The 20,804-nt window shown below is 56.9% G+C and carries 19 protein-coding genes and 1 pseudogene; 7 read left to right on the top strand and 13 right to left on the bottom strand.

Going from position 1 to position 20,804, the window contains the following annotated elements; translation table 11 throughout:
* The first annotated feature begins 156 nt into the window (after positions 1 to 156).
* Positions 157 to 4,206 (top strand): autotransporter outer membrane beta-barrel domain-containing protein, encoded by a 4,050-nt coding sequence (locus AC1DNI_RS09880; protein ID WP_477691752.1) that lies wholly within the window; start codon positions 157 to 159, stop codon positions 4,204 to 4,206.
* Position 4,207: 1 nt separating this feature from the next.
* A complete protein-coding gene (locus tag AC1DNI_RS09875; RefSeq protein ID WP_477691751.1) occupies positions 4,208 to 4,822 on the top strand; it encodes a L,D-transpeptidase in 615 nt (204 codons plus the stop codon).
* Positions 4,823 to 4,996: 174 nt separating this feature from the next.
* Here AC1DNI_RS09875 and AC1DNI_RS09870 read toward each other — a convergent pair whose 3' ends face one another.
* From AC1DNI_RS09870 to AC1DNI_RS09855, 4 genes are all read right to left on the bottom strand, one after another.
* On the bottom strand, positions 4,997 to 5,458 hold the full coding sequence (locus AC1DNI_RS09870) for a YbjQ family protein (RefSeq protein ID WP_477691750.1): 462 nt from the start codon (positions 5,456 to 5,458) through the stop codon (positions 4,997 to 4,999).
* A gap of 163 nt (positions 5,459 to 5,621) precedes the next feature.
* Positions 5,622 to 6,107, bottom strand: coding sequence for a hypothetical protein (locus tag AC1DNI_RS09865; protein ID WP_477691749.1), 486 nt, complete (start codon positions 6,105 to 6,107; stop codon positions 5,622 to 5,624).
* 356 nt (positions 6,108 to 6,463) lie between these two features.
* Positions 6,464 to 7,516, bottom strand: coding sequence for an AraC family transcriptional regulator (locus AC1DNI_RS09860; RefSeq protein WP_477691748.1), 1,053 nt, complete (start codon positions 7,514 to 7,516; stop codon positions 6,464 to 6,466).
* Between the two features lie 223 nt (positions 7,517 to 7,739).
* Positions 7,740 to 8,396, bottom strand: a complete 657-nt coding sequence (locus tag AC1DNI_RS09855; RefSeq protein ID WP_477691747.1) for a thermonuclease family protein — start codon at positions 8,394 to 8,396, stop codon at positions 7,740 to 7,742.
* Between the two features lie 536 nt (positions 8,397 to 8,932).
* On the opposite strand from AC1DNI_RS09855, the gene AC1DNI_RS09850 reads away from it, so the two are divergent.
* The 3 genes from AC1DNI_RS09850 (at position 8,933) to AC1DNI_RS09840 (ending at position 10,625) form a co-directional block, all read left to right on the top strand.
* Entirely contained in the window at positions 8,933 to 9,568 is a 636-nt protein-coding gene (locus AC1DNI_RS09850) for an MIP/aquaporin family protein (protein ID WP_477691746.1), read from the top strand.
* 303 nt (positions 9,569 to 9,871) lie between these two features.
* Complete coding sequence (locus AC1DNI_RS09845; protein ID WP_477691745.1) at positions 9,872 to 10,072, top strand: hypothetical protein; 201 nt, start codon at positions 9,872 to 9,874, stop codon at positions 10,070 to 10,072.
* A gap of 412 nt (positions 10,073 to 10,484) precedes the next feature.
* Positions 10,485 to 10,625: a hypothetical protein gene (locus tag AC1DNI_RS09840; protein ID WP_477691744.1), complete on the top strand. Its 141-nt coding sequence runs from the start codon at positions 10,485 to 10,487 to the stop codon at positions 10,623 to 10,625.
* 507 nt (positions 10,626 to 11,132) lie between these two features.
* Here AC1DNI_RS09840 and AC1DNI_RS09835 read toward each other — a convergent pair.
* From AC1DNI_RS09835 to AC1DNI_RS09815, 5 genes and pseudogenes are all read right to left on the bottom strand, one after another.
* Positions 11,133 to 11,402: a GIY-YIG nuclease family protein gene (locus AC1DNI_RS09835; protein ID WP_477691743.1), complete on the bottom strand. Its 270-nt coding sequence runs from the start codon at positions 11,400 to 11,402 to the stop codon at positions 11,133 to 11,135.
* Positions 11,403 to 11,731: 329 nt separating this feature from the next.
* Positions 11,732 to 11,878: pseudogene (locus tag AC1DNI_RS09830) on the bottom strand (hypothetical protein); the annotation flags it as partial.
* A gap of 130 nt (positions 11,879 to 12,008) precedes the next feature.
* Entirely contained in the window at positions 12,009 to 12,248 is a 240-nt protein-coding gene (locus AC1DNI_RS09825) for a hypothetical protein (protein ID WP_477691742.1), read from the bottom strand.
* Positions 12,249 to 12,750: 502 nt separating this feature from the next.
* Positions 12,751 to 12,882 (bottom strand): hypothetical protein, encoded by a 132-nt coding sequence (locus tag AC1DNI_RS09820; protein WP_477691741.1) that lies wholly within the window; start codon positions 12,880 to 12,882, stop codon positions 12,751 to 12,753.
* Positions 12,883 to 12,941: 59 nt separating this feature from the next.
* Positions 12,942 to 14,558: an arylsulfatase gene (locus AC1DNI_RS09815; RefSeq protein ID WP_477691740.1), complete on the bottom strand. Its 1,617-nt coding sequence runs from the start codon at positions 14,556 to 14,558 to the stop codon at positions 12,942 to 12,944.
* A gap of 115 nt (positions 14,559 to 14,673) precedes the next feature.
* Between AC1DNI_RS09815 and AC1DNI_RS09810 the strand changes: the two genes are divergently transcribed.
* A complete protein-coding gene (locus AC1DNI_RS09810) occupies positions 14,674 to 15,069 on the top strand; it encodes a hypothetical protein (RefSeq protein WP_477691739.1) in 396 nt (131 codons plus the stop codon).
* Between the two features lie 39 nt (positions 15,070 to 15,108).
* On the opposite strand, the gene AC1DNI_RS09805 is transcribed toward AC1DNI_RS09810, so the two are convergent.
* Entirely contained in the window at positions 15,109 to 15,474 is a 366-nt protein-coding gene (locus AC1DNI_RS09805) for a DUF982 domain-containing protein (protein WP_477691738.1), read from the bottom strand.
* Positions 15,475 to 15,585: 111 nt separating this feature from the next.
* Here AC1DNI_RS09805 and AC1DNI_RS09800 point away from each other — a divergent pair, with 111 nt between their 5' ends.
* The gene (locus AC1DNI_RS09800; protein ID WP_477691737.1) at positions 15,586 to 16,491 is read left to right on the top strand and encodes a porin family protein; all 906 of its coding nucleotides are present in this window, start codon (positions 15,586 to 15,588) and stop codon (positions 16,489 to 16,491) included.
* Positions 16,492 to 17,053: 562 nt separating this feature from the next.
* On the opposite strand, the gene AC1DNI_RS09795 is transcribed toward AC1DNI_RS09800, so the two are convergent.
* From AC1DNI_RS09795 to AC1DNI_RS09785, 3 genes are all read right to left on the bottom strand, one after another.
* Complete coding sequence (locus AC1DNI_RS09795) at positions 17,054 to 17,872, bottom strand: hypothetical protein (RefSeq protein WP_477691736.1); 819 nt, start codon at positions 17,870 to 17,872, stop codon at positions 17,054 to 17,056.
* 74 nt (positions 17,873 to 17,946) lie between these two features.
* A complete protein-coding gene (locus tag AC1DNI_RS09790; RefSeq protein WP_477691735.1) occupies positions 17,947 to 18,963 on the bottom strand; it encodes an HAD family hydrolase in 1,017 nt (338 codons plus the stop codon).
* 65 nt (positions 18,964 to 19,028) lie between these two features.
* Positions 19,029 to 20,753, bottom strand: coding sequence for an arylsulfatase (locus AC1DNI_RS09785; protein WP_477691734.1), 1,725 nt, complete (start codon positions 20,751 to 20,753; stop codon positions 19,029 to 19,031).
* Positions 20,754 to 20,804 lie beyond the last annotated feature (51 nt).

The raw sequence follows: 20,804 nt of genomic DNA, 5'->3' as shown, positions 1-20,804 counted from the left end.
TGTATGCGTTGGCACCTCGGGGTTGAAGCCCTCGGGGCAGGCAAACTTCCGATGTAAATCAAAAGGACTGTAACCGTAACAATTTTGACTGATCCTAAAAAAGAGAGCATTTTACTCTAAGTGGATTCGTGCATTGGCATCTCTTGGGGGGAAGCAATGAACTCACTCCAACGGCAGATCGTGAACGCCTTCCTGAAGGCAGTACAAGCGAGTTCGCGGAAAAGCCTCTTCCTTTTTGCCTTGACGATCCTCGCAGCAGCATCCTTTACGTCGACTTCGCTCGCGCAAACATGCCCCAGTCCGGCAGTCGCGGCCGACAGCGCTTGCACCGTCCCTTCCGGAACAACCATTACGGTCACGACGGCAAACACCAATGGAGAAAACGCGTCCGGCCCCTTAGGGATGATCACCAGCAATGGCGTCACTATCAACCTTGGGGCTGCCGGGACAACCGGGGCGCTGGCCCAGAGCGGAAGCGCCATCAATTTCAACGGGAGCACGCTGCAGACGACCGCCACGACGACGGCGACCACGGCGACCCAGATAGGTTTACGCGCAGTTGGTGTCGCGAGTGCAATCAACGCAACTGGATCGTCTGTTACAATGGGTCCGCCATCAGGGACCGTTACCGCCAACGACATGATCGGTGCAATTGCCCAAGGTGGTGGAACGTTATCCCTCACCAATACGCCGATTACCATGCTGAGCGGGGGCAACGGCAATCGGAACCACGGCCTCGTTGCAACTGGGGCGGGAAGCGTCGCCAACTTCTCCGGAGCGTCGATTACAACCCAGTCACGAGGCTCGTACGGTGTTCTTGCACAGGACAGCGGCCGCGTCGCACTCGGCACCGGGACTAGCGTCACTACGACAGGCGCGCAGATCGTTGCGCCCGGACTTGGAAGTCATGCTCTGCTGGCGATCGGAAGTGGAAGCTTCATCGAAGGCGACGACATCTTCTTGAGCACTTCAGGTCTGCTGGCAAGTGGTGCGCGTGCAGAAGACGGCGGTCACATTTCCCTTGTCGGCAGCACGATCAGCACGAGCAGTACAGCAAGTAGCGATTTCGATCCATCTTCGGCCGCAAGAGCGCTCTCAGGTGGATTGTTGGAGGTGTCCGGAAGCTCGATTACGGCAACCGGGCAGCGCGGTCACGGATTGTCGGCCGAGGGCATCGGATCACGAGCGACAGTATCCGACACAACGATATCCGCCAGCGGGACCCGCGCTAATGGGGTATTCGTTTCGGGCCGGGGCCAAGCTGACATTTCGGACAGTACAATCACTTCGCTCAGTTCCGCAGTTTCAGTACAGGACACAGGTTCATCGATCAATTTGACGGACACGGCAATCAGGGCGACCGGAGCAATTGGCTATGGACTGCGCGTTGTAGCCGGTGCGGCGACCATGACGGGCGGATCGTCCACGACGGAAGGCCGGGACGCTCCGGGCATGTACGCGGCCAGTGGTTCCATTGTCGCCAACAATGTCGTCATTTCGACTTCTGGGCCAGACAACGCCATGGGGGTGCTCGCCGATTTTAACGGCCAGATCACGCTCAACGGTGGCTCGGTCACGACGTCCGGGGACGCGGTCAGGCAGGCTTCTTTTCCGCATGCACTCGGCGCACGCAATCCGGGCGGCCTTCTCACTTCGACGGGCACCACGATCCTGACCACCGGCATTACCTCGATGGGCGCGGTCGCTGACGACGGAGGCTCAGTGTTTCTGACGGGAATTTCTATCACGACGCTAGGGGTCCGCAGCATTGGCCTGTACTCGATTACTGAACAGGTTGGCGCGCAGTTTCCGGCCAACCTGACCGCGAGTGACGTGACCGTGGATACGTCCGGCGAATTCGCACATGGCGCAGCAGCGCAGGCGCGCAACGATGTGCCCGTGGAAAAGGCGACGCTCACTGTCAACGGCAGCGCGATTACGACCCATGGTGCCGGAGCCGTCGGTTTGCGGGCAACACTCGGGGACTATGGTACTCGCCCGATCTCTGGCCGCGGCGAAGCCGCCGTGATCGCCAATCGAAGCACCGTCTCGACCGAGGGCATAGGCGCACATGGGGCGTTGTCCCGCGACAATCCGACTTCGGTCACCATGAACGATACCGCGGTTCTCGCCACGGGTGCAGCCGCGCACGGATCGGTGGCGCAAGCCGGCGGACTGATCGTCGGCAACAATGCAAGCGTTACCGCGACCGGGGCCAACGCTTCAGCCCTTTTCCTGGTCGGTGAAGGAGGCCCCGTGTCCACCGCGATCTTTACGGACAGCCTACTGCGCAACGCCAGTGCGCCCACCGTCGGCGTAGCCGGCGCGGGAAACGCCACCCTCACTGGTTCGGTTGCCGGCGGCAGTGGAGAATGGCTGCGCGTCGGCACCATTGACGATTTCCCCCTGCTCGGCGCGGCTCAGCCACCGATACGCGGGATACCGGACCCACTTGATCCTGACGCGCCCTTGCCATCGCCACCAGCGGCTTTTCCTGTTCCCGCAGCTCCTGCCGCCACCCCGGGTCTTGCCAACATCCTCCTCGACGGTTCGACGGTGACGGGCTCGGCATCCACGGCACCGGGCAGCGTTTCCAACGTCATCATGCGAAACAACAGCGTCTGGAACCTGACCGGCAACTCCAATCTCACTTATCTCCTGAATGATCCGAGCCTCATCGACTTTTCGCCGCCTGTCGGCGACCCGACACTTTTGTCGAGCTACAAGACGCTGACAGTGGTCAACTATGTCGGCGAGGACGGGCAGATCGCCTTCAACACCTACCTCGGCGCTGATGGCTCTCCATCGGACAGATTGATCATCGACGGCGGCACCGCGACAGGCAGCACCGGAGTGATCGTCAGGAACACCACGGGACCGGGAGCGCTCACGGTTGCCGACGGCATCCTCGTCGTTGACACCATCAACGGCGCAACCTCGGACCCGGCCGCTTTCAACCTTCTTGGCGACTATGTCACCAGACAAGGCCAGCAGGCCGTCGTGGGCGGTGCCTTTGCCTACACCCTCAATTACGGCGGTGTCGGGGCGAACGCCACCGACAACAACTGGTATCTACGTTCCGTGCTTGAACCAACGCCTCCGGGTCCGACGCCTCCCGGACCCGATCCTGACCCTCCCGTTCCGCTCTATCAGGCGGGCGTGCCGCTCTACGAGGTCTATGCGCAGAATCTCCTCGCGCTCGGCGGCGTGCCGACGATGCAGCAGCGCGTCGGCAACCGCTACTGGCAACAGCCGGCTCCGGTGGAGGAGATATTCTGCAAGGATCCGGCGCAGAACTTTAAATGCCGGGTGTCCAGCGAGCAGGCCAGTTACTACGCCGACGGCAGCCAGGTGGTCTTTGACGACAACGGGATATGGACCCGCATCGAGGGTTCTCACTTCAACATCGAACCGGTCGAGTCGACCAGCGGTACCGACTACGACACCGACCTGTGGAAACTGCAGGCCGGATTTGACGGCCTCCTTTACGAGGCCCAGGACGGCGGCCGTTTGATCGGCGGCATCACGGTCCATTACGGACAGGCCAACAGCGACGTCACCTCGATCTATGGTGAGGGCACTATCGACACTGACGGCTATGGTTTTGGCGGCACTTTGACTTGGCTTGCCCAGAACGGTTTCTACGTCGACGGACAAGCCTCGCTGACGTGGTTCAGCAGCGATCTGGATTCCGATACTGCAAACCGCAGCCTCACCGACGGCAACGACGGCTTCGGTTATGCGCTGTCGGTCGAGACAGGCAAGAAGATCGACGTGAGCGAAAGCTGGACGGTCACCCCGCAGGCGCAGCTCGTCTACGCCAATGTCGACTTCGACGACTTTACCGATGTATTCGGCGCGGACGTCTCGCTTGGCCAAGGAGAGAGCCTTAGAGGCCGTATCGGCATCTCGGCGGACCGCGATCAGACCTGGCAGGACGAATCGGGAAAGACGAAACGCAGCCATGTCTACGGCATCGCCAATCTCTATTACGAGTTCCTCGGCGAAACAGATGTCGATGTCTCGGACACGAGGTTCGAGACCAGACCAGAAAGGTTCTGGGGCGGCGTCGGCGTCGGCGGCAGCTACAACTGGAACGACGACAAGTATTCCGTCTATGGCGAGCTTTCGGCCAACACCAGTCTCGAAGGTTTTGGCGACAGCTACGCCCTCAACGGCACGGCGGGGTTCCGGGTTAAATGGTAAGATGAAATTCGCCGTTCACCTTGCCCTGACAGTGATCATCCTGCCCGCTCTAATCGCGTGCACATCGGGTAGTCCGGGAGCGTCGAACGTCGAGTTGCACAGCCAGACTTATGCCAACGAACCCTATCCCGTAAGAATAGTCGACAGGCGGAAGTTTGCGCAGCAGTTCAGGCCCGCGACAGTAGCGGCACCTGCCGGCTATTCTGCGGGTACTGTCTTGATCGACACCAAAGCAAAGCTTCTCTTTCTGATAAGCGCTGACGGCAAGGCGCGCCGGTACGGAATCGCAGTTGGTGACAGCGGCCACGCCTGGTCAGGGAAAGCAACCATCGGCCGCAAATCCGAATGGCCAGCTTGGTATCCGACGGACGACATGCACAGCCAAACCCCGCAGTTGCCCGGTCGCATCGAACCCGGACCGCAAAACCCGCTCGGAGCACGGGCACTTTATTTGTATCAAAATGGCATCGACACGCTCTTCCGCATCCATGGTACATCGGAACCCTGGACGATCGGAACGGAAGCGTCGTCAGGGTGCATTCGGATGCTCAACGAGGACGTCATCGACCTCTACAATGAGGTGCGGCTCGGCACTCCCGTTGTCGTGCTGCAATAGTGAGAAGTTCAAATGCTGAGCTTCGCCCCGAGCTGATCAGCAAAACGTTCGATAATACTCAGGTGGAGGAAGCTGCTACTGATCTTGCAGGCGAAACCAAGCGCACTAGGTGTCGCAAAACCTCGACCCGTTAGGGCCGGATAGTGGATTCGTGCAATGCTTTCGCGGATTGCTCTAGTCGCCGTCGGCTACTGTTCTTGTTTGTAGTTTTGTCCCTACGACGGCCTCCTGGCGTTCGACCACTGCTTTTCGGCATCCGCCCAGAGCAGCTTCAGGATCTCGTTTGCAATTTGGGTGTTCTTTGTCAGCAAACCGAACACCGGTACCTGTTGCAGCGAGGATCACCATGCCGGTTCCATTCGTAGTGTTGATCTGGGTGATCTGAAATGCCAGACCAACAATTGCATCGGCATCCATGGCGCGCGCCTGTTCTTCCATTTCGGCCACAGCGGTCTTGCGACTGTCCGCCATGACACCCTGCAGGCTCTGCGCTCTTCCGCCGAAGGTGTCCCACCACGCCGTGGCGACATCCTTCAGCAAATTCATGCCGTAAGCGACCTCTGAATGAACCAGTCCGCAAACCTCGCCGATTTCCTGTGCAGGAACGCCGAACATGATCCAGAGTATTGCTATCATTTTGCGGTGCCTTGTGTGGTGGAAGGATCGGCACCAGGCTGCTCCCGTTGTCCTATTTTAGTTGTTGAGCAGGAAGTCGTAGTTCACGCCGAACTGTGATCCGCGCGGTCTCTGTTTACCCAGCTTGTCGGGGTTCGGATTGGTGTTGCCCAGCGACGAGTAGTTATCCAGCGTCGGCGAATTCGTCGTAGCGTTCCTTAACGCCTGTCCAAAAACCATTGACGAATTCCAACGGGATATTGCGCAGGATTTCCGCGCGCTCTTCGTCTTCATAACCATCAATGCCGAGCATGCAGATGAACTCTCCCAGTTCATCCGTTTGCGGTTCATGGGAGGAGCTGTCGTGGGCAATACGAAACAGCGCAACAAGTGCATCGAAGCCGGATCCAGCGGCAGGAAACGGTGCCGCCGCCAGCCGCCTAATGGGCCTGCGGTAACGCTCTTCAGCATGGGCCGCGTCAAAGTCGTCCGCGATCTCCCACTGTTTCTTCACCCACTGCATCCCGACCTCTTCGCCGCGCAGTGTCGGTGTGATGGAATGCTCCAGTGACAGATAGCGGCCAAGCGGCCCAACCTGCATGAAGCGCCACTCCGCTGCCCTGTCAGCGGCGTGGATCATTTGCATTATCTCGTCCAATTTATTTGTCATCGACTTGCTTTCTTAGCCCTGTTCCTGAACGGATTACGTGTAATTGACGTCGCGAACGAAATTGCGAGATGCTTCCGTCTTCGCGTGGGAGGCAGCTGCGGTGCAAGCAGCGCATAGCCGCGAGTTGTGGCCACTGCTTATCAAACACTGTGATGCTGGTTTCGTGCTCGCATTGCGTGTTCGAAATGAAGCAAAGCTCAGGATTGTCCCGTTCCTCAACTCGAACGGAAAGATTGTGGCCACAGTCAAATCTGCAAGTGGGTTGGCGTCAAAGCGCAAAGCATTGGCTTAAAGAGACAAACTTTGGCTGCCTCTATCCGGCAAAAGACCAATTTGCATCGCCGCAAGGTCGTAGTTCAGGCGACCAATCTTTGCTTGTAGGCGCGCCGATGTTCCGATGGGCATTTGCCTGTCCAGCGACGGCAGGCATGGCTGAACGAACTCAATTGATGAAAGCCGAGCAGCCAAGCGATCTGAGAGGCCTGAAGCCCATCTTGCAGATAGCTGAGCGCCATTTCATGGCGCAGGCCGTCGAGGATCTCACCGAAGGAAACCCCGTCCGCGGCCAGACGTCGGGCAAACGTCCGTTCGCTTAAGCCTAGCCGCCTTGCCACAATGGCCGCATTCGCCTCGGCGTGAGGAAGAAGCGGGGCGATGGTATTCTCGACGAGGGTGCGGAACGGACTGACGTTGGATGCCCGGGCAGCGAGCGTATCCTCGCAGAGCTTGACCATTATTTCGTTGAGATGCGGGTCGTCTCCAACGATCGGTCTCTTCAGCAAGGCTCCATCGAAGCTCAGTTGGTCGGCATAGGCATCGAACGCGACATCACAACCAAATCTCTGCCGGATCGCACCAAGATTGCCGATACGGTGATGGACGAAAGTCGCGGACACCGGAACAATATGCTGGCCGAGAAGCTGGCGACACAGCCGCAGGAGCACCATTGCCAGAAACTCCGTCTGATGGCGATCCCTGTGGCGGGCAACACCTGAATAGGAAAGCGTTATCCGGCAGATTGCTCCCTGGTCCATCTGGAGCACGAGTGCCTCATTGCCCAACCGCACATATCGTATCAGGCGGCGGAGTGCGTCTTCCAAAATATGCGACGACGATGCCACGTAGTAGATCATCCCCATCTCGCGCAAATCAACCTGATCGGCCAGATCCAGCCCCAACCACTCATTGCCGATGGCACCGCCAACTTCGTTCAGAAACGCGATCTGCGAGGCCAGGTTGATGCGCTTGCGTTCATCGAGTGAAGCGCGTTTCAATCCGCACCGATTAAGTAGCGGGTCTGGATCGATGTGTTTTCGTTCGAGATGGTCCAAAGCCAACCGAGCGGGCACTCCCATACCCGTTGGACCTAAGGCAAGTGTCTGAACAGTATTACCGTAATTGTGCTTCATGGGAGCGCTCACAGATAGCAGCATTTACTAATAAGCCCGCTGGCAGCTCTAAGCAAATTTGGTTTTGTTCAGTTTGAACATCCAATCGTGTCAACTGCGTTTGAAATTACTGACTCAAATGCACTTCCATCTGTCGCGGTCCACAATTTCCGGTCTAAGCGAGGAACCTGTCGGTTTACAGCCCAAAACTCAAAGCGACGGTCGGACGCGATTGGACTAAACCTCAACTGCCGTTGCGCCATTGCCATGGCGGTATGGGGTTTTGGGTGCGCCATAGACCAACCTTCTTTGATCTGGCCCAGTTCTCTAAGCGATTTAACTTACCTTGCCTGTCTTTTGGCAAATGATCGTAGAACATGCGCATTACCCATGCGTGGCCAAGAGTAACCATCCGCTCATTGACGTTTATCCACTCCTCGCCATTCGCGGATTTAACATAGATTGTAGCCAATGTTCTCCCGTAGCAGTCTATCCCATGCGCTTCCAGATGCACGTTTCGTCCACCGACCAGCTTTCTGAGACCGTATGTAGCGGTATCCCCCCAATGCTGGCCGTCCTCCGGGCAATCGATCGAATCCAGCCGGATTTTTATTTTGTCCCATCCCTTCGTGACGATGACTGTATCGCCATCGATGACGTACACAACTTTAGCCTTTGGATAGCTTTCTATAAGCGCTCTTGCCGCATAGCCGTTTAGCGCTTTCTTTTTATCTGTGTTCCCCACGACTTTGACTGGAGTCGAATGGCGGGGCGATTGCTCGTCTAGCGCCGTCTCTGTGCTTCCGTAGCCGACAAATTTGACAGGAGGCGAATGGCGGAAAGGCTGCCCGTTCAGGCCTCTAAAAAAGGCCCTGAAGATTAAATTAATCATATGGCGCATTGCGAACTCAGGCTTATCACTTCGAGCGTGCGAAACTGAAAAATCAAAGGTGCGACCGCTCAAAGGTGGGCAGCACCGCAGTATAAGGTACTGCCGCCGGTCATACAGATTTGCGAGGCGTTAGGCTTACGCTGCTCAGACAAATAGTTGCGCGCAGCTGCCACTAGATGTCGGCGACGAAACCGCATGTCCGTTACCCGAGCCGTTACCCGAGCGCTAAATCGCTGGCCTCTTGAGAGTGAAAACAGACGCTAAGTCTTTGAAATTGATTGGTGCCGCATAGCTGACTCGAACACCTGACCCCATCATTACGAAAGATGTGTCCTGCCGAATCCTTAGAGCATAAAGGATGATCGCACTACATATATGTTCGCGTTGTTCGCCTTACGATTGGTCAGTCGAAAACTCGCCTTCTGCGCTTGTTCCCTTAACGCAAGCGTTGTATTTTAAATACACCTTTGAAATCGTCTGCCGCGCCACGACAACCCTTGTCATTCTTTGAAGTTGGCTCGACAATCAGGACGAAAGGACGCGCCATGCGCCGGTACGCCGTAGAATTCATCGGGACGTTCTTTCTTGTTTTGACAATCGGCTGCACCGGGATGGCGGCAGCTGAGGGCGTAATTGCTCCGTTGGCCATAGGCAGCGTGCTGATGGTGATGATCTATGCGGGGGCCCATATTTCGGGTGCCCACTACAACCCGGCAGTCACGCTAGGCGTGTTCCTGCGGGGGCGGTGTCCTGCCTCGGACGTACTGCCATACTGGGGCGCGCAGTTGCTAGGCGCGGCCGTTGCGGCGTGGATCGTCGGCTTCGCCCTTAAGGGCGCGGCGGTTAGTCCATTCGTTGCTCCCGTACTTGGGGCGTTTCTGGCCGAGTTTCTTTTCACATTTGCGCTGGTGTACGTCGTGTTGAACGTGGCTACGGTTGACGCAACAAAAGGGAATTCCTACTTCGGCCTCGCTATCGGCTTCACCGTCCTGGCTGGCGCATTCGCCGTCGGCCAAGTATCCGGAGCGGCGTTCAATCCGGCGGTCGCGATCGGCGCCTCGATCCGAGGCATGCTGCCGTGGTCTAACCTTTGGCTTTACATCGTTGCGGAACTGCTCGGAGGGGCGGCAGCGGCGCTCGTCTTTAAAGCGATCGACCCAACCAGCCCGCCGCCCTCATAGCATCGGCAATCTCGGCTTACCACTCGCTCGCAATATCCCCCGGGTCCGAGCTGGACAAATGTCCTACCTAGGCCCTCCCGATCTGCCCGCTTCAACAACGACGGCTCAGGTCCTGGCAGAGCGGGCGGCGCACCACTTCACGCCTTGGCAGTTAACAGCAAGGGATTGGCACGTAGCACCAAGCGCGGCGTCCGTCACGCCACTATCTAAGCAAAAGAAAATCTAGTCTTGGCGCAGATTCAGCGGGTGCTGTCTCTTTGCGCCAACTTGCGCAACATTCACAGCCAAACGAAAGGCAAAAAAGTGAAGACTCTCATCACGTCCGTCGCAGTCGCATTCCTCCTCTCAGGTCAGGCTTTCGCCTATACCTGCACGCATGACGTCGGACCGGACAACGGCAATATCGTCACCTGCGAGCAGGCGCAATCCGATCTCAAAAACGGCATGTCAAAGCTTGACCGGGACAATGATGGTTACGCGTGCGATCGTCAGTGCGGTGATTGATTCTCAGCACCTGAGATCCACACACCCGTGGTAAAAGCCCACTCAGGGCTCCTGCCGAATCGCAGGTCAGTATCCGCCACCCCACAGGACCGAGACGCGTCTGATCGCAAGTAATTGGCAGCTTGACATTCATCGATCCGGCCAATACCGGCATCGCCGATTAAAACCGGCCAGCGTCCTCAACGGCGCTCCGACCCGTGGCGGCGACAGGCGATTGGACTGCGGAGCTCGCCGCGCTGCTCGGCGTGGTTACCTGGTTCCCCCGTCGGTTTGCTCCGTCTCTGGGTCAACACAAAACGTCCAGTATCATTCCGAGAACTATTACGAGCCTTGGAATCCATATCCGATATGCCGGACCCTTCACCTTGCGCTCCACAAACGATTTTCTCGACCAGAGGACTGGCAAGCAATCGTGCAGAAGTACGCTTTCACCGGTGACGAGTGGTTCGCAAAGCTTGCGGCGGAGCGGATTGATTTGGCGGCAGACCTTCGTTCGCTGCATGGCGATGCGATAGGGAATGTCTTCGATCGGGTGCCGGGAATCGGGGCGTAGACCCAAATTTTTGAAACCGGTTGCAAATTCTCTCGCCGGAACCAGTCTCAAAGATAGTGTCCTGCGATATGATCAGCGGCCTTTTTCCAACTTGTCTCGTTTAAACTGCAGGCTGAAGGAATCGTGGAGTTTCCCGACTGTGCCATCCTTTCGGAATCGCGTGCCGCTAACAACGAAGGTGACATGATCGTCAGTGCTATAAAAGGTGACATCGGCTACGAGCAGACGCAAAAGTTTCCTGCGGCTGACTGTACACCTCCAAGAACATATCGCTGCTCTCGCCCGTTTCGTTCGTGACCAGCGACTGCAACATGTGGTGATGCCACTTGTGGAAACGGATCATGCCGGAGAGCGCCTACTTAAGCGTGGCCATAATTTTGAAACCGGTTGCAAATATCGCCTGTATCGGGGTTCCTTGTGACTAAACTAACTAAGCGCGACGGAGGCTAATTGATATAGCTTCAGAGCCCTCATGGCGGAGTGTGCTTCAATCTCGCCTCAACAGGATTACTCATAATGGGTAATTGATACGTTCTTCACCTTCTCCACCACCTCGTCGATGATGTGCAGTGGCACCAAATACCATTCCCTCGGCTTCACCGGGTTGCCGAAACGGTCAGGAATGATCAAGTCGAGGCGGGCAGGAGAAAGCACGCGATGCAATACGTTTTCCAGCCGGCTGCGATTGATATTGAACAGCTTATAAGTCGCAACAACGGTGACGCCCGCAAGAAGATAGGTAGGGTCAAGTGCCGCCTGAGCGATTCTAGCCTCCACCGTCCACCAGTGACGCCAAGCTTGTGAATCAGGTTGCGGTGGGCCGCAACTTCGGGATGATTTGAGTTGCTCCGAAGGACATAAATAGTGCCGCTTTGGAGGTCTTCGTCCTCTGCGGCTCCGCCGAAGAGTGGTCCGGCGCTTGGGTCTGTAATTCGGCGCCCGGCGTCGTCCTTATAGAGCGCGCGCTGGAAGGATCGAAGCAATAGGTCGCTTTCGGTGCCGTTGTCGAAGACAACTCGCAGACGCCGATCGGGTCTGCCGTAGTCCGTTCGGAACTCATCTCCCAAAGCGGCGACAAACGCCATCTGACCTCCGAGGATGAAGAACTCGCCTGTTTTGTCTGCCCAGTGCCGCTCCAGCTCCATCGTGGCCTGTTGGATCAAACGATCATCTACGTCGGGATCGTTATCGTCTAAATGCTTATCATCTATGACGTGCATGACGGTCAGCTTGGCATCATGCGCCAATTGCATTGCTCTTTCAAAGGCACGATCCGCCCCGCTGACATCCATTGCTACGAGAATATGTTTCATGATGACGCGCCCCAACAGCCCGCATTATCAGATATGGATAGTATATTGGTTTTGGCCCGATTTCTTCATATCATCTGCCTCGCTTCAGCGTTTTTTGCAAAAGTGTCTCGACCAACAGTAATTGCTCGCGATGCATCGCAAGTTGGGTGGTATCGGCAACCCCAACGATGGCAGCAAAGACTTCATCTTCGGCCCAACCGGCCGCAACCGCTTCACCGAAGAGTTCAAGTAATCTATCTTCGATCGCTCTCTGGCAGTCGCTCAATCGATCCTTGTGGCCGGAGGGCTTGCGTGGTCTTTCGATCGCCATGTGAAGCACTCCTATCATCCGGCACGGTACGGCGTTTTTTCGCACGATCCTGGGCCAATATCCGCTCGCGATTTTTAGCATACCAGGCGTTTTGCTGCTCCCTATATTTCTCTCGGTTTGCTTTCCGCCATTGTCTTGATCGCTCGGCTTCCTTCGCTCTCTGCTCGGGGGAGAGTGGGTTCTTTGCACGCCACCGCCTCATCCTCTCGGCATTTTTCGCTTTGCGTAGGGCAGCTTTTTCTTCGGCACTCTTGCTCATCTCTTCCTTCCGATGCGCTCGACCCTGCCACTGCGAAGATCCCCGACAAGTCTAGCGTATTCCTTCGGACGGTTGTGTCGGACAAACCAAAGATGTGCCGATGATCTAGCGGCCATTCTGTGGATCAGTTCTGCCCCTCTCGGTCGCCAAGAAGCGGGCCAGGCGATGCTCAACCATCTGTATAGCCTCCAGGCGGCTCGAGCAGGTATCGGCGGCGGCATTCCCGATCTGTATGTCCACCGATCACACCGCCTCACCCTCGCTCAACTTCGTCCGGAAGATGCGGGCGAGGGTGATGTTGCCATGGACGTAGGCGCAAAAGTCGTGATGCAGCTCATCGCCGCCGATGACAGTGCGTTTCCAGGTGATGTGCATTGCAACGATGATAAAAGCGCCGCGGTACCCTTGGCAACCGGCACCTTCGTGACAGTCGGCTATTTTGTCATCGGCGACGACAACTGTTCCACCACCTTATCCAGATTGAAGCTTGCCGGTTTCTGTCGCGGCGGAAATTCCTTAAATGTGTTCAGCCAATTTGCAGCGAGTGTCTGCAAGGGGACCTGAACGAAAGCGTGCTCTGCAAGCCATCTGTCGTAGAGGATCGACTCATCACCCCGCTCGAACGGATCGGATCGAAGATTGAACAGCTTCGGAATACGCAAATTGGTGAACTCGCCCATCCAGACGCCGATGCCCTGGTTGTTCTGGGCACGAAAAACCGCTTTCCATTTGTCGTAACGAATGGCAACCAGCTCGCCGTCATCGTTCCAATAAATGAATTCGTTGCGCGGTGACTGTTTTACCTCGCCCTTGAAGAAAGGCATGAGATTGTAGCCGTCGAGGTGAACCTTGAAGGTCTTGGTGCCGAACGCACTGCCTTTCAGGCACTTCTCGACGACATCGGGATCACCAGCCGCCGCTGCGAAGGTTGGAATGAGGTCGTAGTGCGAGAAGGCCTGGTTATAGACGGTCGCCGGCTTGATCGTGCCCGGCCAGCGGATCAGCATCGGCACTCGGTAGCCGCCTTCCCAGTTCGTCGCCTTTTCCCCACGAAAGGGTGTGTTGCCGCCATCGGGCCATGACATAACCTCGGCACCGTTGTCGGTCGTGAAGACAACAATGGTATTATCGGTAACTCCAAGATCCTCGAGTTTTTGCAGCAACTGCCCGACATAGCCATCCAGCTCGACCATTCCGTCCGGATAGATACCCAAGCCCGTCTTGCCCTTGGATTCTGGCTTCAAGTGGGTAAACACGTGCATCCGCGTTGGGTTAAAGTAGCAAAACCATGGCTGGTCGGCCTTTTGCTGCCGGTCAATGAAATCGAGCGCAGCGCCTAAAAACTCCTGATCCACCGTCTCCATTCTCTTGGTGGTAAGCGGTCCTGTATCTTCGATCCGGCCGTCAGCCGAAGCTTTAATGACCCCGCGTGGACCGAAGCGCTTAGCGAATTCAGGGTTCTTTGGATAATCGGGGTTCTCCGGCTCTTCTTCCGCGTTCAAGTGATAGAGGTTGCCAAAGAACTCGTCGAAACCGTGGGCCGTAGGAAGGAACTCGTCCTTGTCTCCGAGATGGTTCTTACCGAACTGCCCCGTTGCATACCCGAGTGGCTTGAGGAATTCGGCGACGCTCGGGTCCTCGGCCCGCAGCCCAATATCTGCGCCGGGAAGTCCAACCTTCGTGAGCCCCGTCCGAATGGGAGATTGACCAGTAATGAATGCTGCGCGACCAGCAGTGCAGCTTTGTTCGCCATACCAGTCGGTGAACATTGCGCCTTCGGTTCCTATGCGGTCGATGTTCGGCGTGCGGTAGCCCATCATGCCGTGATTGTAGATGCTTGCGTTGAACCAGCCGATGTCGTCCGCCATGATCATTAGAATGTTCGGCTTGCGCTCTGTAGGTCCTGACGAAGCGGCCTGCTGCGCAACCGCAGGGCCTGGCGTCGATACTGACACTGCAGTTGCCGCAAGAGCAGTACCGGCCACCAGCAGAGCGCGTCGGCTTAAACCTTGCGGAGTTTCAAAAGATGCGGTCTTCTTTTCATCTACCATTCGCGTATCTCCTCCGGGAAAGGCAAGCGGAAACGATGCCGACAGGCTATAGGTGAAATAGGATGAGGGAAATACGTTACGTTAATCAGCATCCTAGGACAATTGGAGAGGCCCCATGCGCGCACTACTAATAGCAACCTTCCTGAGCTCGTCTCTTTTACCCGCAGCAGCAGCAGACTTCGAACTCATAGTGCATCAGGCCGGTGGCGGCTCTGGCGAGTACCAGTCGCAAGCCTACTTTTTGAATCACAAGACGAAGAAGGTCTACAACTGTTCAGCCCTGTGGCAGCAGGCCTCGGCAAATTTGCAAGTGGGGTGCGATAGATACGCGCTGTTCGACACCAAAATCCCTGATGGATCAAACATAGCGACCTATACCGCTGGATTTTATTTCCCCTCTGGCGCTGGTGCGATATGGCAAGTGGACCAGGTTACCGGCGAGGTACAGTATTGCCGGATGTTCGCGCTCCAGGGGGAGTTAGTATGCAAAAAAGCCGACTTTAAAGATTGACGCGATGCCACCTCATAGACGGTACGCTCCCGATCTTTATTAGGCGCGCCGCAACGCCTTCCTTTTGCCCCACTTCGGGTCGGGCTTGCCCGTATAAGCGGTCCGTAGTGGCTCGGCTTCCATATAAATGCCGGCTTCTCTCGCTGCCTCGATAAAGGCGACACGCGCCACGGCAGCCGAGCAATTGCCTTCAAGGCACTTCAACAATATCTCCCGAGCCATGAGGTGTTTCGGGCCAGCCTGATCTGGCCACTGTTCGAGCAGGAACCGTGCAGCATCATAGGCGGACGTCACGCTGACCAACTGGCCCGGCGGCCGCCCGAACACCTGCACTCGCCGGAATGTCTTGTAATCCTCGTAAACCATGGCCGGAATATAGGGACAGAATTGCGGATTCCGATTCAATAAAATTATCTATTATGCGGTCGGGCTCGATCGCACCTTCCCATTTGGCCCACGTGGCATATGCCGCACGAGGTGAAGGGATACTAGCTCTTCCCGGTGGGAGTGGTGGCCGTGTGGCAACAGTCCGTGAAAAACGCCCCGGAACTTGCACGTTCATTAGCGAAGTTTCACGGACGGGTGTACACATCAAAGCAGGATTTCGAGGGACTCGATTCGAGGGACTTGATGATGATAATCCGAGTGATGTTGCCAGCCTGGGCAGGACTGGCAGCAATGCTGGTGGCGACCCCGACGATTGCGGCGGATGCTCAGACGCCGCCGCCTACAGAAACCGCGCCCGGGTGGAGCTTCACGGTAGAGCCCTTTTTCTGGGCAGCGGGCCTCGACGGCAGGGTCGGCGTCCGCGGCCTTGGTCCCGCGAATGTCAATCTCAATTTTGATCAGATATTCGACCACATCGATTGGTCACCGCCGCCCGTCATGATTAACGCCGAGGCGCGCAATGGCCGTTATGGCCTTTTCACCGAATTCATCTACCTGGGACTCGAGGCCGAAGGAACAGCGCCCGGCCCGTTTCACATTTCGGCAAAAGAAGATTTGGACCTCGTGCTGTGGACCTTCGGCGGCTCCTATAGGCTACTCGATAATGGCACCTCGAACTTCGACATTCTGGCCGGCGGACGGCTCTGGTATTTGAACTCGGACCTGACCCTTACGGGCCCTCGCGAGGTAAGGGAGGCGAGTGGCAGCAAAACCTGGGTCGATCCGTTGATCGGCGTGAGCGGCACCGTTGGTCTCCGCAGGGGATTCGGGCTTCACGGCGAGGCCGATGTCGGTGGCTTCGGCGCCGGCGCCGACATCGATTGGCAGGTGCAGGCCACGCTTCAATACCAGTTCAACAACTCGTTCACGCTGGAGGCGGGTTACCGCTATCTTGATGTAGACTACGATGATGATGGATTTGTGTGGGACGTATCCATGCAAGGTCCAATCATTGGCGCCAAGTTTAAGTTCTGATTATTACCCCCGGCGTCGCTTTCACAACATCGCTGGCACAGCCCACGGCGCAAATTTCGTTATAGAGCGATCAAAAGACGCAGACCATTATGTTCCCGCCGCATTCGTTGGTTAGCTGAAAAAATTGTTGCGCTGCAAACGCGCGACGGTAAGTCCCGATGCTGGTCGTGTCCGTGCGGTGGGATCGCTATCAACTTCAGACTCTTTTAGAAGCATTAAGCGGGAATTTGCGATGTAATCTCAATCTCGGCAACCAGATCTTGAACGGCTACATATCCGCCGTCCGCGCCAGAAACGCTGAGTAGCTACCACTCCACGTAATCAGTCTGCGTCGTTTCCTTGGCTGTTCTAATAGCGTCTGCGAGTGCCTCATCAAGACTACCCAGTTGTGATTTCCCTTTAAACTTTTCCATATGACACTCCCAGTCTTAGATGGACCAGATAATAACTAGGGTTATGCAATTCTAACAGCGATGGCTCGATTTAGCCCGAACCGCGCACCGATGCCGTGCGCGGCTCAATGCGAACCTTGGTCGGCGCCGCGCCCACCCCGGGTCCCGAACTAGTCGCAAGGCGGGTGGGGGTAATATCCGCATGGGCCATAGCCGTTATAATAGGGGGCACCGTAGCCGTAGTCATACCCGTAGCGGTATGGCCGTGTCGCAGCGACGCCAAGTGCGACCCCAGTCGCGCCGGCATACCATGCGCCATGATAGTCGGGTGCGTGCCAATAGTTGGCATGAACGTCGTTGATATGGACATCGTCCATGCGATCGCCTCCGGCGAACCCTCCGTGGTACCCACCGCCGCCTCCACCAAAGCCGCCGCCTCCACCGAAGCCACCACCTCCGCCGAAGCCACCACCACGACCGCCACCGCCACCGCCACGATCGATGAATAGAGCCGCAGGCCCACTCGAGCCGCTAAGACTTCCTTCGAGTACCGAAACGTCGAATGTCAGGTTGCCGGCTTCAATCTTCGGCGCCCTTAACGTCACCACGGCGTCCTCGACCTTTGAACCATCGCCACCCAGAACGGAAATGGTGCCGTTGGGCGGGTCCTTGATAAAATTGTCAGCGCCCTCAGACCATTGCATGACGAACTGCTCGGTAGTGACGTGGCCTGCGGCCCGCACTGGACGATCGGCAAAGACGATGGAGCTCATGGCCACGCCGGTCATGGTCAGCTTACCGCCTTCCAGTTTGGCCCCGGCCGAGTTGACGACAAAGAGGGAGGGGACCGGCCCCGTCGCCGTGACCACTCCAATGGTTTTCTGCAGCGGAACATGCGGTTTGACATCCGCATCCTGCGCCAATGCACCACCCCCAACCGGGCATACACCACCAATCAGGGCAAGAACTGCGAGTTTCTTGGTGAACATGTTAAAAACCTCCAGCGTCAGTAGTTGTTAAGCGGTGCGTTGGTTACCGGTTTGCAAATACCAGCCAGCAACCACTATTCCGCAAAAATTCGCTTCCAGTCCTTCTTCATGCTGATGATGATCCAGCCATCCTTGATGGCTTGGTCGTACAGTTCCTGTGTGAATGCGCCGACCTTGGTGTCCGGCAAGCCCGTAGCCGGACCATAGGCGTATTCCCTCTTGGCATCGTCGTGCAGCAACAGCATCGCGAACCGCGGACCGTCGCCAGCCTCGGTGTATTCCAGCATCTGCTGGTCACCCGTGGAATTGCCCGCCGCAAACACCGGCCGGCGGCCAATCATAAGATGGATACCTTCCGGTTTGCCGGCATCGTTGTCGTTGAGGAGAAGCTTGGGCTCTTTGGTCAGGATCGGCTTTCCGGCGTTGCTGTAGCTGTAGGCAGTGCCTCCAGCGGTTCCGACGACCTGTTCCGGCGGAATGCCATACGTTGCCTCGGAATAGACCCTAACAAAGTCCTGACCGCCGCCGGTCACAATATAGGTCTTGTAGCCATTGTCGCGCAAATAGCCGAGCACTTCCTTCATTGGCTGATAGGTCAGTTCGGTATAGGGACGCTTCCAGCGCGGGTCCTTCGCCGATGCGAGCCACTTTTGAACCTCTCCTTGGAACTGGTCGATAGTCATGCCTGTCAGCGTGGCAGCGAGCAGCTTTTCAAGCTCGCTCATCGGCAGCTTCGCGACCGCCTCGCGGTCGCCACTCAGAACCGTCTTGAACGGCTCGACTTCTTTTAGTTCGGGCTTCTCCGCGACCAGCGCGGGAACCCGATCAAGGCAGTAGATGACCTGGCCGTACATTGGATGCTCGACCCAGAGCGTTCCGTCCTGGTCGAAGGTTGCGATCCGCTCGGCTGGCGGCACAAAGGTCGGGCCGCCTTCCTTGGTCGTTGACTGCACGAACGCAATGATTGCCTGCTTGGTCACCGTGCCGTTCCATGACGGCAGGGGATCGGTTTGGGCCCCCGCCGTCGCGACTGCAAGCAAAAGGAGCCCACCTGCAATGATGTGTTTGAGGAGAACGATTGGCGATAGCATGAGAGCTTCTCCTTTAAGACTGTGATGATGAAACGGGCGCCCGAGGGCGCCCGCCGCAAGCCTCGTTACTCGCCGGCTCGGCGCTCCGATCGCATTTGCTTAACCTGTTGGACGACCTGTTCCAGATTGTAGCTGGCTGGATCCTGCATCGGGGGAAAGTCCACATAGCTCTGCAGTTCCTTGAGCCAAAGCACTTGGCCGATTGGCAGCATGTTCCAGTCGTAGATATAGGCTGTTGACGGAGAGCCAATCGTTCCGCCTTGGCCCATGAGCGTCTTGATCTGCGATCCGACCGAAGTTTCGAACGGGTCGCGCTTGATGTTGACAACCTGCGTCCAGTGATACGGCACCACTCCATTGAGAAAGCCTTCCGGAGAATCGGACACCATCGCGAAGTACATCTTCCAGTTCTTGTAGCGCACGGCCGATGGGTCCTTGCCCGAATAGTAGAAGAACGTATCGCGCGCGGATTTCTCCGATTTTCCTTCAAGATAGTCGCGCTGATTGACACCATCGAGGGTGGTCTTGACGATCCCCGGATAGGAACCTTTCTCGATTTCCGCCTTCAGTTCGTTACCCTTGGGGCCGCCGGCTATGTCGACCAGCGTCGGCAGCCAATCGAGCGAAGCGAAAATGTCGTTCTTCACGGTTCCGGGTTGGATATGACCGGGCCAACGCACGACGAGCGGGGCGCGCATGCCACCTTCCCAGGTGGTCAGCTTGCCTCCCTTGAACGGGGTGGTGCCGCCGTCGGGGAAGGTGATGGTTTCAGCACCGTTGTCCGTCGTAAAGGCAATGATGGTATTGTCGAGTTGACCCATCTCATCGAGCTTCTTCAGCACGTAGCCGATGTTGTCGTCCATTTGCTTCATGCCAGCTTCGTTGAGACCCCAGTCCTTGCCACCCGGTTCGCCAATCATGTTCAAGTACTTGTCCGGCAAGACGGTCGTGATGTGCATGCGTGCCGGATTGTACCAGACGAAGAACGGCTTGTTGGTCTTCTTCGGGTCATTGCGGTCGAGGAAATCGATGACGTGGCTGGAGATTTCCTCATCCACCGTCTTCGAACGCTCAAGTGTAAGCGGTCCCTCGTCCTTGCAGGTTTGGTTGGCGGCTGTCCCATCAGAGGATTTGCAGAAGAGCACCGGACGCGGTGGCGTCAAGCAGGTGGTCTTGGCTGGATCAACAGCTGCTGGATCCTCGGCAAGCCCGGGGATCGGCGTATTCTTGCACGGTGGGGCGACGGTCTGTTCTGTCGGTGTCTTGTTGATGTCGGGGAAGCTTACGCCCTGCATAGCATCGAGATGATAGAGATACCCCCAGAACTCGTGAAAACCGTGAGCGGTCGGCAGTGCGTCCGTATGGTCGCCAAGGTGGTTCTTGCCGAACTCGCCAGTGTTATAGCCGAGATCGCGCAGGAACCACGCCAGCGAGGGTGTACCGGGCTTGAGATAAGATGGGCTGCCCGGCAGTTGTGGTGGGATCATGCCGGTTCGAAGGGGATGCATTCCAGTAAAGAATGCGTTCCTCCCTGCTGTGCAACTCTGCTCGGCATAGTAGGTAGTAAACATCGCACCTTCGTTGCCGATACGGTCAATGTTGGGCGTTTCCCCCACCATCAATCCACGATGGTAAATGCCCGGCTGCATCCAGCCGATATCGTCGCCCATGATAAACAGAATATTGGGTTTGGATTGCGCGTCCTGCGCTTGGGCGGGCGCAAGTGCGCCGCATAGAATCGTCCCAGCGACCAACGCGCGAAGACCAAACTTTAGGGTTTTTCCTGTCATTTTCGGCTCCTCCGTTAAGCACTTATACGTTGTCAAACAACCACCGCGTCG

It is taken from the genome of Phyllobacterium sp. 01N428 (genome assembly GCF_056399405.1).
Note: the sequence above shows the minus strand (reverse complement) of the source record. Positions and strands in the feature narration are given on the sequence as shown.

Bases quoted from the DNA above. Each gene is read 5' to 3' on its own strand.
- AC1DNI_RS09875 (WP_477691751.1), top strand. From the start codon at position 4,208: ATGAAATTCGCCGTTCACCTTGCCCTGACAGTGATCATCCTGCCCGCT.
- AC1DNI_RS09865 (WP_477691749.1), bottom strand. From the start codon at position 6,107: ATGACAAATAAATTGGACGAGATAATGCAAATGATCCACGCCGCTGAC.
- AC1DNI_RS09815 (WP_477691740.1), bottom strand. From the start codon at position 14,558: ATGGTAGATGAAAAGAAGACCGCATCTTTTGAAACTCCGCAAGGTTTA.
- AC1DNI_RS09825 (WP_477691742.1), bottom strand. From the start codon at position 12,248: ATGGCGATCGAAAGACCACGCAAGCCCTCCGGCCACAAGGATCGATTG.
- AC1DNI_RS09820 (WP_477691741.1), bottom strand. From the start codon at position 12,882: ATGCACATCACCTGGAAACGCACTGTCATCGGCGGCGATGAGCTGCAT.
- AC1DNI_RS09810 (WP_477691739.1), top strand. From the start codon at position 14,674: ATGCGCGCACTACTAATAGCAACCTTCCTGAGCTCGTCTCTTTTACCC.
- AC1DNI_RS09860 (WP_477691748.1), bottom strand. From the start codon at position 7,516: ATGAAGCACAATTACGGTAATACTGTTCAGACACTTGCCTTAGGTCCA.
- AC1DNI_RS09850 (WP_477691746.1), top strand. From the start codon at position 8,933: ATGCGCCGGTACGCCGTAGAATTCATCGGGACGTTCTTTCTTGTTTTG.
- AC1DNI_RS09855 (WP_477691747.1), bottom strand. From the start codon at position 8,396: ATGCGCCATATGATTAATTTAATCTTCAGGGCCTTTTTTAGAGGCCTG.
- AC1DNI_RS09790 (WP_477691735.1), bottom strand. From the start codon at position 18,963: ATGCTATCGCCAATCGTTCTCCTCAAACACATCATTGCAGGTGGGCTC.
- AC1DNI_RS09795 (WP_477691736.1), bottom strand. From the start codon at position 17,872: ATGTTCACCAAGAAACTCGCAGTTCTTGCCCTGATTGGTGGTGTATGC.
- AC1DNI_RS09785 (WP_477691734.1), bottom strand. From the start codon at position 20,753: ATGACAGGAAAAACCCTAAAGTTTGGTCTTCGCGCGTTGGTCGCTGGG.
- AC1DNI_RS09880 (WP_477691752.1), top strand. From the start codon at position 157: ATGAACTCACTCCAACGGCAGATCGTGAACGCCTTCCTGAAGGCAGTA.
- AC1DNI_RS09870 (WP_477691750.1), bottom strand. From the start codon at position 5,458: ATGATAGCAATACTCTGGATCATGTTCGGCGTTCCTGCACAGGAAATC.